At 37.2% G+C, this 18083-nt stretch carries 16 protein-coding genes and 1 pseudogene; all 17 read left to right on the plus strand.

What is annotated here, in order from left to right; all coding sequences use genetic code 11:
• The first annotated feature begins 280 nt into the window (after positions 1-280).
• Positions 281-2314 (plus strand): BspA family leucine-rich repeat surface protein, encoded by a 2034-nt coding sequence (locus tag JZO83_RS08370; RefSeq protein ID WP_207115487.1) that lies wholly within the window; start codon positions 281-283, stop codon positions 2312-2314.
• A gap of 42 nt (positions 2315-2356) precedes the next feature.
• Positions 2357-2872: a hypothetical protein gene (locus JZO83_RS08375; RefSeq protein ID WP_207115488.1), complete on the plus strand. Its 516-nt coding sequence runs from the start codon at positions 2357-2359 to the stop codon at positions 2870-2872.
• A gap of 21 nt (positions 2873-2893) precedes the next feature.
• A complete protein-coding gene (locus JZO83_RS08380; RefSeq protein WP_207115489.1) occupies positions 2894-3259 on the plus strand; it encodes an LPXTG cell wall anchor domain-containing protein in 366 nt (121 codons plus the stop codon).
• Positions 3260-3625: 366 nt separating this feature from the next.
• Positions 3626-4216 (plus strand): hypothetical protein, encoded by a 591-nt coding sequence (locus JZO83_RS08385; protein ID WP_206859460.1) that lies wholly within the window; start codon positions 3626-3628, stop codon positions 4214-4216.
• 261 nt (positions 4217-4477) lie between these two features.
• Complete coding sequence (locus JZO83_RS08390; protein ID WP_207115490.1) at positions 4478-4906, plus strand: peptidoglycan-binding protein LysM; 429 nt, start codon at positions 4478-4480, stop codon at positions 4904-4906.
• A gap of 42 nt (positions 4907-4948) precedes the next feature.
• Complete coding sequence (locus JZO83_RS08395) at positions 4949-5977, plus strand: hypothetical protein (RefSeq protein ID WP_207115491.1); 1029 nt, start codon at positions 4949-4951, stop codon at positions 5975-5977.
• A gap of 639 nt (positions 5978-6616) precedes the next feature.
• Positions 6617-7770 (plus strand): annotated as a pseudogene (locus JZO83_RS08400) (helix-turn-helix domain-containing protein).
• 265 nt (positions 7771-8035) lie between these two features.
• Positions 8036-10564 (plus strand): BspA family leucine-rich repeat surface protein, encoded by a 2529-nt coding sequence (locus JZO83_RS08405; protein WP_207115492.1) that lies wholly within the window; start codon positions 8036-8038, stop codon positions 10562-10564.
• A gap of 32 nt (positions 10565-10596) precedes the next feature.
• Complete coding sequence (locus JZO83_RS08410; protein WP_206859457.1) at positions 10597-11115, plus strand: hypothetical protein; 519 nt, start codon at positions 10597-10599, stop codon at positions 11113-11115.
• Positions 11116-11141: 26 nt separating this feature from the next.
• Positions 11142-11699 carry a hypothetical protein gene (locus JZO83_RS08415; RefSeq protein ID WP_206859455.1) on the plus strand — a complete coding sequence of 186 codons (558 nt, stop codon included), beginning with the start codon at positions 11142-11144 and terminating at the stop codon, positions 11697-11699.
• 42 nt (positions 11700-11741) lie between these two features.
• The gene (locus JZO83_RS08420) at positions 11742-12107 is read left to right on the plus strand and encodes a hypothetical protein (protein WP_207115493.1); all 366 of its coding nucleotides are present in this window, start codon (positions 11742-11744) and stop codon (positions 12105-12107) included.
• Between the two features lie 632 nt (positions 12108-12739).
• A complete protein-coding gene (gene deoC, locus JZO83_RS08425; protein WP_207115494.1) occupies positions 12740-13423 on the plus strand; it encodes a deoxyribose-phosphate aldolase in 684 nt (227 codons plus the stop codon).
• Between the two features lie 1091 nt (positions 13424-14514).
• The gene (locus JZO83_RS08430) at positions 14515-15141 is read left to right on the plus strand and encodes a pentapeptide repeat-containing protein (RefSeq protein WP_207115495.1); all 627 of its coding nucleotides are present in this window, start codon (positions 14515-14517) and stop codon (positions 15139-15141) included.
• A gap of 146 nt (positions 15142-15287) precedes the next feature.
• On the plus strand, positions 15288-15644 hold the full coding sequence (locus tag JZO83_RS08435) for an MmcQ/YjbR family DNA-binding protein (protein ID WP_207115496.1): 357 nt from the start codon (positions 15288-15290) through the stop codon (positions 15642-15644).
• Between the two features lie 223 nt (positions 15645-15867).
• The gene (locus JZO83_RS08440; RefSeq protein ID WP_206856959.1) at positions 15868-16098 is read left to right on the plus strand and encodes a hypothetical protein; all 231 of its coding nucleotides are present in this window, start codon (positions 15868-15870) and stop codon (positions 16096-16098) included.
• Between the two features lie 61 nt (positions 16099-16159).
• Positions 16160-17413, plus strand: a complete 1254-nt coding sequence (locus JZO83_RS08445; protein ID WP_207115497.1) for an efflux RND transporter periplasmic adaptor subunit — start codon at positions 16160-16162, stop codon at positions 17411-17413.
• Positions 17400-18083 carry an ABC transporter ATP-binding protein gene (locus tag JZO83_RS08450; protein WP_206856963.1) on the plus strand — a complete coding sequence of 228 codons (684 nt, stop codon included), beginning with the start codon at positions 17400-17402 and terminating at the stop codon, positions 18081-18083. Before JZO83_RS08445 ends, JZO83_RS08450 begins: the two co-directional genes overlap by 14 nt.

An 18083-nucleotide genomic window follows, 5' to 3' on the forward strand; every position in this document is an offset into this window, starting at 1 on the left:
TGAAATAAAAAAATAGAGAGAAAAATAAATAACGACAAAAAGATTTAAAAGAACAAAAGGGCAATAATTTTAATCCGCTGAGTGCAGCTTTTTTTCTAGGTTCGAATAAAATTATAAATAGATTAAAAATTAATGAGGTGCTACACTTTGTGTATCGACAAAGCGCTTTGTTGCAGAATTTTATTGGTATGCCAACAAACATATTTCCAAAATATAAATAAGTTATATTAAGCATTCATCACATTTTACACGGTGAAAAAGTTAGGGGAGGTTAAAAATAGTGACTAAAAAGTCAAAATTAAAAAAACGTTCTTTGGGTATAATTACAACAAGTATGCTTTTGCTTTTGCCGGTCGGACAGGTGCTAGCAATCGATATTCACGCACCTGATATTCAATCAGATGAGTTAATGAGCGATCAGTTAGTTGTTCCCGATGAACCAATCGATGTTGAAGTACCAGAGTCAATTTCTGGAAACAATGAGGAAACTTCTTTTGAAGAAGTTCAGGAGATTCATGAAGAAAATCAAGCAGAAGTAGTTTTACCAGAGCAAGAACAATCATCAATAGTAGATCATTCAGAAATAGCAGAAGACGAGTTAGATGTACCTAAGGAGTTAGAAAAAATTGCTTTACCACCTGGAGTAAATGCCGTATATACAGGTCAAGTCGGTACGATTCCGTGGGTGATCGATGATACTGGGACACTGACATTAGGTTCAGGGATTTTTGATGAAGTGAATGATGTGGGAGGAAATTACGAATCAACGGATTATTTTAATCATACGGCATATAGTGATTCAATTACTAGAATCGTGCTAACTGGACCAGTTGTACTGCATGGAAGTCAGCGAGGAACAAAAAACTTTGCGCCTCATGCTGGTGGTGCTGATTCTACAAGACAAGGATTCTTTGCTTACTTGAGCAATCTACAAACGATTGAAGGAATGCACTATCTTGATACTAGTAATGTGACCGATATGAATAGTATGTTTCTTCGCTCATCTGGGTTACTAGAACTAGATGTCTCAAGCTTTGATACGAGTAATGTTATAAATATGGGGCAAATGTTTACTGAATTGGGAAATTTAAGAAAGTTAGATGTCTCTAGTTTCGAAACACATCAAGTAACAGACATGAGTCATATGTTCCGTGGATTAATAAGCGTGGAAGAGTTGGATGTTTCTAATTTTATTACTAGTCAAGTGACTGATATGGCGGGTATGTTTGCTAGTATGAACAGTCTTATTGAACTAGATGTTTCAAATTTTGACACGAGTAACGTCACAGAGATGTGGTGGATGTTCGCGAGTATTCGAAATGTAAAGTCACTTGATTTATCAAATTTTGATACGAGTAAAGTCACTCGAATGCATTCAATGTTTGCGGATGCTCGAAGTCTAACAATACTTGATTTATCTAGTTTTGATACCCGACAAGTTCGTAGTATGGGAGGAATGTTTGATCGTGTTCCGTTAGAACAATTGACTTTAGGTAGTGAATTTGTCTTTTATTTACTGGGTGGAAGCCCTGGACTTCTTCCGTTAACTAGTTCAGCAACACATCATCCGAATTGGCAAAATGTCGGTGAAGGAACTGTGGATGAGCCAAAAGGAAGTTTTGTATTTACTAGTGCGCAACTAATGTCAAACTACGACGGAGCAACCATGGCAGATACCTGGGTTTGGCAACCTAGAACCTTTTCAAATCTAATTATTGAAGCTGAAGGACAAGGAACTGTCTCCCCGGCTACCTCAACCAGTGTTGAACGTGGGGAAATGATTGATATCAGTGCAACAGCCGAATCAGGATGGCGTTTTTCTCATTGGCGGATCGAGAGTGGGGAAGGGACGATTGCAGATACCAATCAAGCAATAACTACTTTTGTTATGGGAGAAGAAGATACTAAATTGGTGGCGGTTTTTGAAGAATTGAATTCACTACTATCCATAAGAATCCCAACATCCGCTGTATTCAATACGACTTCTGAATCCAAGCATAGAGATATTGTTTCACCAGATTATGAGATTGGGAATGAGTCACCTTTTGCTGTTTTCGTAAATGTGGTCGAACCTACAGAGTTGAAGAATATGGATATCATTGAAGAGTTGAATGTGGCTGCTGATGGAGAAGAAAATGTCTTGATCAGTCAAGGAAGTGCCCATCAAACAGAGGCATTTCGTTTATTTGAATTAGCAACTGAAGAAACGAACACCTTCACATTCACAGGAACAGCAGAAGAATTACCAGAAGGAAGCAGCCACATCACGCCTACTTTCAACTTGGTTTTACGTTTCGTGCCAAATCTGTCGTAGCAGTATTTATCAAGAAAAACGAACAATAATCTTATTGGGGAAATGGAGAAAGAATGGATGGCTAAGAAAAATCAAAAGAAATGGATCGTATTGGGATTGCTTCTATTGATTATTGGTGGAGTCTTTTTATATTTCACTAATCAAGAGAATGAGCCTGTGCCAGTTGTTAGTGCGGAGTTGTTACCCGGTTTAAGGGATGCAAGTGACATTGAAATTGCAGAGCGTGCGCAAGAGATTGCGGATGCCAACTATTTTACTTTGCAAATAGCGCCGACAGCTATTTTTGAAGATGGGGAATCGGAAGGCTCAATTGAGATCGTGAATCCAGGAAGTAATGTGTATCCAATCGCGGTCGATCTCTTTTTAGCAGATTCGGAAGAAGTAATCTATTCTTCTGGATCCATTCATCCAAATCAACAAATCGTTGGCGCTAAATTAGATAAATCACTTGATAAAGGAGAGTATCAAGCTGTTGCACGCATCAATATCTATGATCCAGAAACGAATGAGCGTCAAGGAATTACGGAAGCAGAGATTTCCATCACTATCAATAATTAAATGAATGAAAGGAGAAACTTAATGCGTAAACTGAAACAATTTTTATTGTTTGTAGGAGTGATCTTTCTAGCTAGTTCTAACTACTATGTTCATGCCTCAGAAGACCAATCATTCTTCAAGCGTGTAGAAGGGCAAATCGGTAGTACCCATACACCACAAGAACCAGGAACAACTCCTGGTTCAAATGATGGGACAAAAGGAAATGACAGAGATGTATTAGTCGTTGATACATCAAGATTGCCGAACAGAACTCAGAGTAAACCGAGCTTACTCGCAAACTTGCCAAAAACGGGAAGTGAAGGGAACTTGTGGATACAATTAGCAGGTGTTCTTATGATTTTACTAAGTGTCCGCTTCCTTTTTTTAAAAAAAGAGGGACAGAAATAAATAATTTCTGAATGATACAAATTTCGTACAAGAACAAGAAATTATCGTACGTATCATCTAGCAGCTCCTACCAATTTTTGAGATTTTCTGCTATCTAGCCAGATGATTGTAAACAAACTAAGCAGAGTATACACCTGTAGCGTCTTGTTTTTTCACCACGTCATTCATTTTGATCAACATCCTAAGTTTACATCCACCACTAATACCAGAACTCGTGGGGGTTGATCATAATAAGTTTTCTTTGCTTAGATTGATAAATCGAAAGGTTTAGATGAAAACTGTATAAATTGGAAGTAGCTGTTACATGATGCGAACGATGATTTCTTGTTTGCAAATAAAACAATTGAACATGGAGGAGAAAATTTGATGAAGAAGTATAAAAAAATAGTCGGAACAGTAGCAATGATGGGTACGTTATTAGGAGCTGGAGCAGCTTCAGTTGCAGCCACCACATTTAATGGGGAGGCAGATGGAAATATACCAGTTACTGGACGTGTTGGCTTAGACAATACTGTAGACCCTGGGGAGATTCCGCCGACCAATCCAGATGAAATGATCAACGTAACAGTACCAACATCCGCGATCTTTTTTACAACTGGTGAGTCTGGGCATACTGTCGTTGAATCACCAAGCTATACTGTGACGAACAATTCAGCGTGGGATGTGAACATCAACATCACTGGTTTGGCAACTCCAACAAACCTAGATAGTCTATCCGCTTTAGAGTTAGCTGTAGTTGGTCAGAATACGACTATTCCGATTGTCACAAATGGAACAGCACTAAGTAATCCAACATCATTCATGTCTTTAACAAAAAATGCTGCTGAAGGTGGAACAGCACCTGTCGGAACTTTTGGATTTACAGGAACAGCAATTCCAAATACAAATACTTCAGATGTGATCGTTCCAACGTTTGATATGGTGTTGCAATTCCAAGCGGTTGTGCCAACTCCGTAAGGACTATATTAAAGCAAGGATTACAACAAATCTACGAAACAACGAGTAAGATGTTATAAATCAGGACGAGTAGAGAGCTGTATCATCAGCGATCTGGTACTTCCTAATAATTAAATAATTAACGTTCTATAAAAAAACAATTTGGTAATGAGCCATCATCCGTAACTATTTGAAGGATAAATTTCAAGGATGATGGCTTATTTTTTTACCACTATTGCTTCAAATTGTTGGACTTTAGAAATAAAAATGTTGGAGGGTCAAATGAAAAAAGTAGTTGGTAGTCTATTGATCATCTTGTCTTTTGTGGTTCTAAGTGGTTGTGCGAGCGGGGTCACAGTAAAGGATCTACAAGCAAACGATTGGACAGTGAAAGGCTTTGAGGATAGATCAGGCAATAAGATGATTGCATCTTTTTCCGATGATGTTATTACTTTTACCATTGATAGTTCAGAGGCAAGCATAAAAGATACAGCAGATGAGTTTGTAAGAGAAATGGCGTTTGAAATCAATTATCGTTTAGAAAAAGACATGATGACATGGGAAGATCCTGCTGGTATTAGCGAAGAAGCAAAATATAAAGTGTCCAGAGCGGACAGTAATATCGTATTAACACCAGATGAGGAGAATAAAGAGCATGAGGAGATGATTTTGATCCCTCATACAAGCAAAGATACAGATGATTCAAAATAAAAATTAAAAACGAAAGTTACGTATACAGGAGGAAGGAATCCAATGAAAAAAAGAAGCTTAGTCCACATACTCGTTACGGTTTTATTCGTCATTGTATTTGGTGCTTTTTTTAGTACGGATGTACAAGCAGATGAATCACTTTTCAAACCAACCACTGAGCGCGTAGGTGTCTGGTGGTGGGATACGAGTAATTTGAATTTAGCGCATAGCGAAAGTTACTTAGACTATGCAAAGAATAATGGGATAACAGAGATTTATTTGAATCAAACCGAGTTACATCGAGTAAATCCAAATAACACTTTTGGTCCAAATGGCACGATTAAGGCAGTGATCCCCACACAAAATTTTATTCAAGCAGCGAATGACAGGGATATTGATGTCTATTTGCTTCTTAGCAACGATGGAACTTGGCTAAACAATCCTAATCGTTTTCATTTATTGATGAAAGGGTACTTAGCTTATCAAAATGTAGCAAAAGATGCTCAGTTTGCTGGGGTACATTTGAATGTTGAGCCGAACCAATTAAGAGATAGCACTGGCGAGCGCTATTGGGATAAAGGATATGACGTACAAGCAAGGATGATGCAACAACTGATTGATTTTGCAGTTGATGCAACGAATGTATATGGAGATTACACAACCTTTGACTGGTCAACGGGAATGTGGTGGGACCGTGACAGATATCCAGTTACGTATCGTGGTAAAAAAACACTACTCTATCGAGCAATGATCGAAGAAGCGAATACGACAGTAGTGATGTCTTTTAGAACGACAGCAAATGCGATTGCAGAGGCTTCTAAAAACCATCTAGCATATGCTCGAAATGTTGGAAAACCAATTATTCTCTCAGGTACAGTGTTTTTATCTGGAGAGGAACCAGATAAAGCACCAAATGCTCAGTTTGTTGGATTTGGAAGAGACTATATGCATAGGGAACTTGCAAAGGTTCCAGAATATGCGCTGAAATGGGCGGATGATGCGAATGGCGGAGCGTCGGATAAGCATTTAGATGTGCATATTGCCTTCCATGAAATGATGACTTGGCGGCATTGGGAGAGAAGAGAGCGATAGTCCATTGAAGTGGATAAAACCATGATGATTCCAATAAATTATTCACTCAGGTATGAAAAAAATATTAAATATATCTAGAAATTTTCTATGTGCCTTTCTCCTACGTTTATTTGACGAAGGAGAAAGGCATGTTTTTTTATTTAATGCATATTTTTATAAGTTACTAAAGCAAGGTCGACAAAAAACGATAATTGCAAATTGATTTTTGAGGAGAATCAAGAACTTGAGTTTGTGGATAATAAGCAAAAATAAATAAATTGTTATAAATCAGCTGTTTTTATGTGAGGAGAACCAGCTTTTTTTGGATTATAGAGAATTAGTAACTAATAAGATTGATCAATTGGCAATAATAGTCCTACATATTTGGAAAAATTACTTCGTTGGTAACTCTGCTTATAACAGTAGGAGTCATTTGGAATCCTAGGAAAAATATAAAAATGGGTATGAGCATTCATTTAGAAGACGTTGTGTAACTATTGAATAAATCATAACTACCATAAGGTTTAGTAAGCAAAATAGAACGAAAAAAACTGCCAGTTTTACTTTTATTTTTTCTCTCAAGTAGAAACAATATAGTTTATCATTCCGCTTGGTTGTGTTATTTATATTTAGAGAGGAAGATAAGGTGAGGTGGAAATATTGAAAGACTTACAATTAGCATTTATCAGTAATCGGACGACGAGCCGTTTGTTTCGAATATTGAGCATGATCGAACGAAGACGATTCTTTACGATTGGAGAAGTGGCGGAAAAAATCCAAGTGACACAACGAACGATTGCGAATGATATCAAGTACATCAAAGACTATTTTGATGATTGTATCAGTTTAGAATCAGGCAATAGTGGAATCTTTTTTAAAGAAAAAAAACCTTCGATATACCAAGAAAGAAAACAAAAATTATTAGAAAATGAATGTTTATTTGAAATCATAGGGAATATTTTTTTAGGGAAATTGTCGAATATCGATGAACTTGCACATTTCTATCATTTTTCAGAGAGTACCTTTCGGCGATTATTGAATCGATCAACGACAGTTTTAAAAAGTTATGGACTAGAATGGGTATCTAATCCCTTATCGATTGAAGGACGAGAAGCTAATTTGCGGAAATTCTTTAAAGATTTTTATTATGAAGGAGTAGAAACGCCCTATACGCTTGTTCCTGATATTGAATTACATGAGTTGGTTTTAAAAAAATTAAGCAATAAACTGGGCCAAGATGAGGTTGGATCTGGAACTACGCCGGCAGCATTTTATTATACTTTTTATATTGCAATCAAACGTGCAGGGCTTGGTTTTTCTATAGAGATTCCTAGAAAATTAGCAAAATTAGCATACAAAGCAAAGAATTTCTCTCTCCTTCATTCTTTGAAAGAGGACATCAAAAAACTTTATATGGTTGAATTATCAAAAGAAGAATTCGCGTGGATCTATTTAGTCACTATCTGCAAGCGTACCCTAGATCAAGAGGAATCAGAGAAAAATTTTTATAAAGAATTTCATGTAGGCACAGAAATTTCTCAACTTACCAATCGATATCTCAAAGAATTTGATTTTCCAAAAAAAATTGATCCAAAAGTCACAACATTCTTACGTTCGTTTTTTTACCTCTTTATTACCTAGCAGAAGAAGTATTGAACGCCGCCCATATTGATTTGATTGTAACAAATTACAATCGTTATCTTTTGGATTACATTATTGAGAGCGATTTTCTTTTGTTAAAAGCTGTTCCAGATGAACATGATTGGCAACGATTAGAAAGAAAAATAAATCCTTATCGTAAAACATATAACTAATGTTTTTCCACAGTTGCTAATAAAAATAGCGACTGTTTTTTTTCATTTATTTCAGACGTTAATGAAATAGATGATTTTATTTCATTAAAAAATCAATGTAATCTTAGTGAAGTAATAAACATGCAAGTTGACTTACAGAACATTTGGGAAAGATTTATCTTCGAGCCAACAAAAAATGACAGTTAATAAAAAGAATGTCTAAACTTTGTTCGCTATAAGTTTCTAATTGGAATAATACAGTAGGTCAAATACTAGGAGGAGTGGTATGAAAATAAATACAATTAGCCGAACCGTTGGAAAGTTATTATTGATCATGGTTTTACTTTTACCCCATCTCCCATTTCCACTAGCCTATGCGCATGATCATTCAAGCTCTTCTGATAATCAGGAAGTAACAGCGACTTCGGAATATCCAGAAAAGTCAGAAGAATCAGAAAAGAGTAATCGTACGACTGAATATCGTTTAGAGTTAGTAGCAAGTCCACCAGCTGGCGGTAATCCTAGACGAACTGATTCGGCAGGATCGAATGTGGTATGGCTCCGTGTAGGAGATAGTCTGGGGAATATGAATGCATTTCCTAATCCCGGCTACCGATTTTTACGTTGGGAAGTCGCTTCAGGTCCAATATTTATATTTCATCCAACTAGCCAGGATCTTGCTGTAAGCCAAAATGGAGCTGGAAACTCTGTGATTCGTGCAGTCTTTGAACCAGTTCAAGGTGGAAATGTTACTGTAAAGCATGAAGATGAGGAAGGGAATCAATTAGCTGATCCTAGCGTGCTGACTGGATTAGTTGATCAAACCTACACAACCGAAGCATTAAGCATCAGTGGTTGGCAATTGAGTAAGACTCCTGAAAATGCCTCTGGAACTTTTAGAGTAGAAGAACAAACGGTTGTCTATACCTACGAGCCTGAACAGAATCTATGGGGAACGGTTCCTTGGTCGTATGAGGAAGAAACTGAAACAATCATATTATATGGTGGAGAAGCTGGCGCAGTAGCTGATGCACCTTGGAAAACCTATTCTTTGGTTAAACAAATTATTGTGGAAGATCAAGTGATATTACCGAAAAATTCACAAGGTCTGTTTATAGGCTTGCGAAATCTGGAAATAATCGAGAATATTGATAGAATGGATGTTTCAAATGTCGAAAACATGCAGCTGATGTTTTCCGATACATCAAATCTAAGAGAATTAGATTTACGTAATTGGGATACGTCAAATGTCACAGATATGAGTGGCATGTTCCAAAATGCGAGTTCTTTAGTTCAATTGGATATAAGTAGCTGGGATACATCGAAGGTAATTAATACGAGCTTCATGTTCCAATCTGCAAGCTCAATCACAGAACTAGATTTAGGAAATTGGAATACCTCAGCTTTAGGTTATACTATGTTTATGTTCAATGGTGCAACGTCTTTAACAAAATTAGATATCAGTAATTGGGATATAGCAAGAGGCATTTTGGTTGTAGCTATGTTTAATAATACACCTTTAAAGACAATCGTTCTGGGAAAAAAAACGGTTTTCTCATCCACGCTATCAGGAGATTCGACAAATTTACCACAGATTGAAATAACTGATCAATATACAGGCAGATGGGTCTTAGAAGAAAGTTTAACGAGCGAAACGGGGGTTATCGCGTTTGAAAACTCAACCGAGTTTATGAATAACTATGATGGCACTTATCCAGGTACTTACATCTGGGAACCGGTTCCTCCTGAACAACTCATTGCCAAATTTTACCCTGTGAGTGACCAATCTGTAGCGATTCACGGTCATGCCACAGAAATGGTGGATCATTTGACGATTACCTATAAAAACACAGAAGGAAATACAGTTGTTCTTGAAAAAGATTCTCCTCGCATTGTCTGGGGAGACTATCAAGATAATCAACAGAAAGTTCGTTCCTTCCAAATCAACTTAGCAGAAAATGAACGGCTCGAAACGGAGTCAAAGGTCGAAATGAAACTGTCAAAGCCTTCTGGGGATACGACTGGGGATGTGACAGAAGAGCAAACAGTCATCAAAGGTATTGATTATCGGAGCAATAACTTTACGTTAGATCGTTCTAAGATCAACGAGATAGATACTGTTGAAGCATTACATGCGCTCATTCTTCAAGAAAGTCGTGCGCAAGCAAGAAACATCTTATCTGAAGAAGACATGACCAATGATTTTCGCATCATTGAGACCGATCTTTCGTTAGATAGTAAAGAAGACGGAAGTTACTACGCTATTCTTGAAGTCGGCAATAAAGCATATCAGATGACGATCGGTATCGATCTTACCTCAAAAGTTGACCATTTGCGGGTAACGATCCCAGTTAAAATGATCTTTGAATCATTGTATGATGAAGAAGAATCGAACCGCCAGTTTGAGAGCCAAACCTATGAGATCCACAATCAATCTTCGGTAGCTGTCGATACGTATATCAACCAAGTTGCTATTGATGATTCTGCTGGAATCGTTCTTTTGAAAGAAGGAGAAGATCCACTTGACTATGTAGAAAGTGATGTGGAAGATCCTAGTTATGAGGATATTACGAAGCCATTGTTGCGCTTGAATCTCCAAACGCAAGAGACTAAAAAACAGTTATACGCAACGATGCCGGAGCAACATTTGATTCATTTACCAGAAGGAGATCGTACACCGCTTTCCTTATCGGGAGAATTTTATGGGAATTATCCACGGTGGATTGATAATCCTGAGATTGACCAAGGAGGCTATTACGAGAACACACTCGTACCTAATTACCGAATCGTGTTACGATTCGTTCCACGCATTTAAAGAAAAAAATAGTTATCAAGGAGGTAAATCCATTGGAGGAAACGAACCAAGCACAAAATAAAAATAAGCGTAAATGGCTCTTGTGGTTTTTGCTATTTTTGTTGATTGCCGGTGGTCTCGCCTATTATTTCAATCAACCAAAAGATCACGTTCCATTGGTCAGTGCAGATCTTTTACCAGCGGTCGGCGATGCCTCTGATCAACAATTGGCGGAACGAGCGCAAGAAGTAGCTGATGCCAATTATTTTACATTACAAATCAATCCAGAAGCCGTCTTTGAGAACGGACAGAGTGAAGGATCGATCGAGATCGTCAATCCTGGGACGAATGTTTATCCGATTGCAGTAGATATTTCTTTAATATCTAGTGACGAGCTGATTTATTCTTCTGGTGCCATCTATCCGAACCAATTCGTAGAAAATGTAAAATTGGAAAAACAACTAGCTAAAGGAGAGTATCCTGCTAGAGCCACCGTTAATATCTATGACCCTGAAACGAAAGAAAAACAAGGGGTCACTGAAGCGGAAGTAATGATTATTGTTAATAACTAAAATAAAAAGAAAATGAGGGAATTTAGATGAAAAAAATAGTAGCAGCACTTCTAAGTACAGCAACAATCGCAGGGATCATGGCAACTGGGACAATCGTAGGAGCAGAGCAAGTGGTTGACGGGCGTAAAGGCGAGACGTCAGGAGATGTCCTTGTACAGGGAATTATTGGGGAATTCGATAATACGACACCTGGACCAAATCCTGACGAATTGGATCAATGGATCAATGTGACGATTCCAACCAATGCCTTGTTTTACACAACAACAGCCTCAAATCATACAACAATTTCGTCACCTGAACATACGATCACGAATAATTCCGCTGTTGGTGTGATTACTTCAGTTTCTGGAGTAGATACACCCACGAATATGGCTGAAGTGGATTCACTAAAAGTGAATACGATTGATTTGTTTGAAGATGGTAAGCCAACAGAAACGGTAGCTGAACTTTTCAGACTCCAAGGAAATCAAGGGGCGAATGAAGGCAAGTTTACTTTCACTGGTAAAGTTACGCCGGTCAATGCTTCAGCAGAGTTAAATCCAACGTTTAAATTAGTTTTGAGTTTCTCTCCTAATGTAGCGTAAAAAAAGAATCGCTGAAATCCCAGAAAAGAAGGGATAAATCAAATGAAAAAAAGTATGAAGTTATTTTATATCACGAGCCTATTCTTCATTATCTCGAACGTTTTGCAGACTAAAGTAGTTATAGCAAATTCGACAACGGGACAAGTCACTGTCACTGGACGAATTGGCGAAGACACTAGCACTGAAAAAGGTATAACGATCAATGAAGCACATGGAAGCGAGGGCAAGAAACACACCCTTGTCGCAGATATTTCACAACTAAAACAAGGGAATCTACCAAAAACAAACGGTTTGAGTGGTCGGCGTTTCTTATGGCTTGGCTATTTAATCGTTACAGCCTGGCTTGTTATTTCAATCAGAAAGAATCAGTACTTGGGTGACAAGCGTCCGAAAAAGAGTACTGACTAAAAGTAAAATAATAAAGAAGAAACAAACCAATAGGCCTCCGTCATTGAAAGGGGCTTGTTGGTTTGTTCGTATCTGAGGGAATGTATGTGTCAAATGGGAACAACTTCTAAGTATAAAAATAGAAAAATTCTTGATTTATAGAAAAAACACTTTTGCTATTCTGTTTTGCTTTCAGGTATGATTGCTTTATAAAAAGAAGACGTTGTTAAATGATTTTACAGAGAGTTAACAGGTCTTAACATGAACCGCTCAGTACTTTGTCAGTTGATTTATTTAATGAAACGATATTGTACAACAAAGATATGGCGTAATGCAAAGAAAGAGAAAACTAAATAATCGGTGAATAAAAAATGTGCCAATCGAAAGTGAAAGAAACAGAGGGCGGGAGAGGAATGCTTAATCGAAAGAAATAATTAGAGGTTACTTCTGTTCCCGTTGTTTATTCAGTTCTAAGGTATACAATAAAAGTGAATATTAATTTTACCTCAGATACATTATTTTGTTTTAGATTGGAATAATAAGTGAACACTATTGATCAACACTCTATTCTTATTTCTTTTTATATATTGACAAAAAAACTAAAGGATAGTATATAAGTGTAAATGAAAATAAATGAAGGACGGAGAAAATAAATGATCGAGTTAAAAAGATTAGCGAATATGGTAGACCACACATTATTGAAAGCGGATGCTCAGAAGGCAGAATTTGAACAACTTTGTAAGGAAGCGACTAACTATGGATTTAAAATGGTAGCAATCAATTCTTATCCTGTAGCAATATGTCGTGATTTTTTGGAAGATAGCGAAGTCCATGTGGGCGCTGCGATTGGTTTTCCATTAGGACAAACTACGATTGAGATGAAGGTTTTTGAAGTAGAAGATGTCATCAAAAATGGTGCAGACGAAATCGATTATGTCATCAATATCGGTAAGGTAAAAGAAGGGGATTTCGGCTATATTCGTGAAGAAATGAAAGCGATTGTTAATTCTTCTCGTAAAGGTAACATCATCAGTAAAGTCATTTTAGAAAATTGTTACTTAACGGATCAAGAAAAAATCGTTGTATGTGAAATCGCAAAAGAAGTAAAGCCTGATTATGTCAAAACATCAACAGGTTTCGGTATAGGAGGTGCGACAGTAGAAGACGTCAAGTTAATGAAAAGCGTGGTAGGTGAAACAGTGAAAGTGAAGGCTGCAGGAGGGATTCGTGACTTAGACACTGCGTTACAGATGATTGAAGCTGGGGCGGAACGTTTAGGAACAAGCGCTGGCATCAAAATCATCGAAGAATATAAACAGTTAAAGGGAGCAGGTTGATGAAAGAAATTCGAAAGCTATAATAATTAGCTTTTGTTGATTTTGATTTGATAGCAACGCATGATCAAGTGCTAATTAGGGAGTCTTAGCTATATCGCAACGAATGATGGGGATTATCTAAAGAAAAAGTAAAATTGAATTCAATTATCCTACACAATTAAGCGAGATCAACACACGAGTAATCAATTTATTGATCGTATAGATATAGTATTGGAGCCAACGGGGATTTCCTAGAAATATTCAATCGAAATAAAATGACGTCCATCAGAAATTAATCGTTAAATTTTTATTATTGTTGAAGCATCAGTGGCTCGAAGCAATCCAATACTACTATCCAGAATGTAAAACTTCGAAAACGTTCCTTCAACCGACTGACATCACGGTCACTACTTATCAAGATTTATACAGTAAAAGGGAGAGATTACGAGATTACTTCGAGCAACAAGAAATCTAATTTATAGTATTGGACGAGTCATATCAAAGAGGGACGAATGTGGTTTACAATCCAATCACTAAACTGAGTAAAAACTTTAGATACATTCGGCGATTACTGCGTTTCTAAAAGCCTTGAAGTTTTCGGTCTTTAGATAAGCAACCAATAAAAACTAAAAGAATCAAGCTAAAACATGCCAGTTTAGCTTGATTCTTTTATATTTATAAAATAATTCGTTTGATCGATCCATTATTTCCGTGTCTTGATCATATCAAAAACGTCATAAGCAACAAATCCCATTGCGAGTAGATAAAGCACCCAAGTAAAAATCGAATTTGTGATGAATTGGTAGTATAGATTTAAACTACAAAGGGTATATAACGCCAAGCGTAGGAATGTGAAAGGTTTGGAATGGTAATTAGTCAAAATAGCAGCCTCCTGAAAGATATATCTCATATTTTATCAATAAAATACTAGTTATCTATAGTTTACGGTGAAAGCTGTTTCATTGTCAAATTCCTACAGAAAACAAAGCTAAAAAGTTCTTCATTAGTATAGAAGTTAAAGCAAGCTTATCTATCGAATAAAGTATCTTCTTTTTTCTTGATTCTGTTATGATAGAAATAGCATGATAAATAGAAAAAGGTGGGGTGAATGTATGGCAAAGAAAATTGCTTCTCCAGAGCTGACAGAATTAGTTGATGGATCGTTCTATTTAGAAGACGAAACAACATTTACAGGTATTATTTCTGAAGGAGAAGATCAAAGTTATCTTAGTTCCCGGAATACTGTATTGAAAAATAGCCATATTAAAAAATTAGCGATGCAAAAATCACGCTTGGAACGGTTTGAATGTAGTGATGTTGTTTTTGAAAAGTGCGATTTTTCAAATTTAGAGTGGTTTGGCGCAAGTTTTCATCGCGTGCATTTCAAGCAATGCAAATTGACTGGAACCAATTTTTCTGACAGCTTTTTAAGAGACTGCGTCTTTGAAGAATGTGTAGCTAATCTGTCTTCTTTTAGCTATACGAATATGAAGTTCGTTCGATTTAGCGATAATCAATTGAATAATAGTGATTTTTTTGATAGTAATTGGAAAAATCTAGTATTGGAAAATAATGAACTTTCAGGCTCAAATTGGTTCAATACGGCACTGAAAGGATTAGATTTTACAACGAATACATTCTCACAAATCAACCTGTCATTGGAATTACTTCGCGGACTGACCGTCAATCAAGAACAAGCAATTATTATTGCGGCGGGGTTGGGTTTGGTGATTGAGTAGGTAAGAACAAAAGCCCTCAACACCAAAAACTGATTCGATCATTGATAACCAAGCGATGTATCATTCCTTAGACGTAACATGACACATCGTTTAATTTGACTGATGATCATCCTATTTTATTTGTTGTCAGAAAGGAGAACCTACCTATGGACCTAACACAAAAACTCATCGATTTCACAGCTACCTTAAAAGACGTCCAAATCGATCATCCTTTTGCAAAATTCCCTGAGTATATCGTGTTACGGCATCGATCGACAGGTAAATGGTTTGGCTTGATCGTAGCTGTTGAAAAAGACAAATTGGGATTGGATGGGAAAGAAAAAGTACCACTCCTCAATGTGAAAGCTGATCAAGAAATCATTTCGATTCTGAAAAAGAGTGAGGGGTATTATCCTGCCTATCATATGAATAAGAACCATTGGATCAGTGTGGCGCTGAATGGTGCAGTTGAAGAAAAACAAGTTGTCTACTTGCTGAAAGATAGTTATGAGTTGACGAAATAAATGAATTGAATCCCTCGCTTCATTACGAAAAACAATCCAACGATCACTTGGGTTGTTTTTTTGTTTACATAAAAATAGAGCGCTATCTTTTTGTTCTAAAAATATTAATAAAAAAATTACACAAAAAACAGATTAGCTTTAGAAAGAGAATAGGTCTGTTATGTATGATAGTAAACATAACAAGCGAAACATAACTAAAACAAATAGAAGAGGATGGTTTTTTATGATGAAAAAAGGAACAAAGTATAAAGGGTATCTTGTATTAGCTTTTTCAATCGGCCTTTTAGCAGGCTGTGGTTCAGGGACAAAAGAGTCGAATGAGGCTGAAATACCAAATGTGAAAAGCGAGAGAAAAGTGACTGTTGATGGAAAAGAAGGAACGGAACTAGTTATGGATGATGGAACGGTTGTTCAAATGTTTGATGAAGAAGTGTCGGAAAAAGAAGAGGAATGAGCTTTGGATAGAATTATATAAGCGCTTTTTTAAGGACTGATCTTAATGAAGGAGTAGGTACATGAAGCAAAAAAAAAGAAAAAAGTTCAACCGAAAATGGTATTTGCCAGTAGCTGTCATCGTCGTTTTACTAGGGATTGGTGCGATCAGTCTGGTTGCAACCAGTGGCGGCACGAAAGAAAATAGTTCAGCAACAACGATTGAAGCACGCTCTGTTAAATCTCTCATCGATGAAGTAAAATCTGGAAACTTGATCTTAGCTGGGAAAGTCATGCCAAATAATAGTAATAAAATCAAAATCGATCCGGAACGTGGGTCAGTAAAAGAAATTTTGGTAAATGAAGGAGATGTCATTGAAAAAGGGCAACCTTTATTTACGTACCAAACAGATCAGCAGACAAAAGTGGCTGAAGCTGAAATGGATGTAGAAATCAAAGTGAGAGCGGTAGAACAAGCACGAGCGACTGCAAGTCAAAAATGGACGGCACATAATCAAAAAGTAGCAGAGCTCGGAAAAGCAAGACAGGATTATGCAAAAGAAAAATCGGAAGAGTTGCAAAGTACGATCAAAGCGTTAGAAGGAGAAGTCACAGGTTTACATGCAGAAGCTATTGCTGGCGACAATGAAGTGAAGAATGCAGAAACAGAATTAAGAAGGGCGCAATTACTTCTGGAAAACGAAAAAGGACGTTTGAATGAAGACACAGTGACAGCTGATCACTCAGGAAGAATCAAATCATTGAATCGCGACTTAGTCAATCAATCCAAAGAACGTCAAAAAGAAGAAAACTTTATGGAGATCCTTGATGATTCCAACTTGTATGTGGATGGTCAAGTCACTGAATTTGATCGTGAAAAGGTTGCTGTTGATCAGCGAGTAGAAATCATGGATCGTAAAAACCAAGAGAATACTTGGCAAGGAAGCATTGTGCAGGTGGCAAACTTAACGAATGAGGCAAAACAAGACGATCAAAAAGAAGAGAACCCTAATTTATCTAAGTTTCCTTATAAAGTTAAGATTGATCCAAAAGAAGAGATGCCATTGATTGGTTCGAATGTGTATGTCAATGTTTTACCGAAAGATTTTGTGGCTGGAAAAGTGATCATCAATCAAAGATACCTCATGGAAAAAGATGAAAAGTATTATGTCTGGAAAGTAGAAAATGATCGGATCAAAGAGCATGAAGTAAAGGTAAATCTGATGGAGGATGAACTCGCAGAAATAGTCGAAGGATTGACAGTTGAAGATCAGCTTGCTTTGCCACAAACAGGAATGGTCGAAGGAATGGAGGTTGGTGCGAGTGTTGACGCTTAACAACATCCATAAGTCTTATTGGCAAGGCGGAAAAGAGCTGCAAGTTCTTAAAGATATCTCTTTGCAGATCAATGAAGGCGAATTAGTTGCGATCATGGGGCCTTCAGGATCAGGAAAATCAACATTGATGAATATCATCGGTTGTTTGGACACGGCGACCTCAGGAGATTATATCGTTGAAGGAACTGACGTCAAAACGCTAGCTGACAATTCATTGGCTGATTTTCGCAATGCAAAAATCGGTTTTGTTTTCCAGAATTTCAATCTTATGCCAAAATTGTCCGTTTCGCAGAATGTGGAAATGCCTTTAACATATAAGAAAGTCAATAAAAAAGAGCGACGTAAGCGTGCGTTGGATATGTTGCAGCTCGTCGGTTTAGAGGATCGAAGTGAATTCAAACCGATGGAATTATCTGGAGGACAAAAACAGCGAGTGGCGATTGCGAGAGCTTTAGTCACCAATCCTAGTTTTGTTTTAGGGGATGAGCCTACAGGGGCACTTGATACAAAAACAAGTAGTCAAATCATGGAGCTATTCAAGCAATTCCATCAAGCGGGAAAGACGATTATTCTCATTACTCATGAGCCAGAAATCGCAGCGTTATGTCAACGAACGATTACTTTACGAGATGGTCAAATAATCAGCGACGAACAAAATGAAGTGAGGTGA

Source organism: Enterococcus sp. DIV1298c, from assembly GCF_017316315.1.
GTDB lineage: Bacteria > Bacillota > Bacilli > Lactobacillales > Enterococcaceae > Enterococcus_B > Enterococcus_B mangumiae.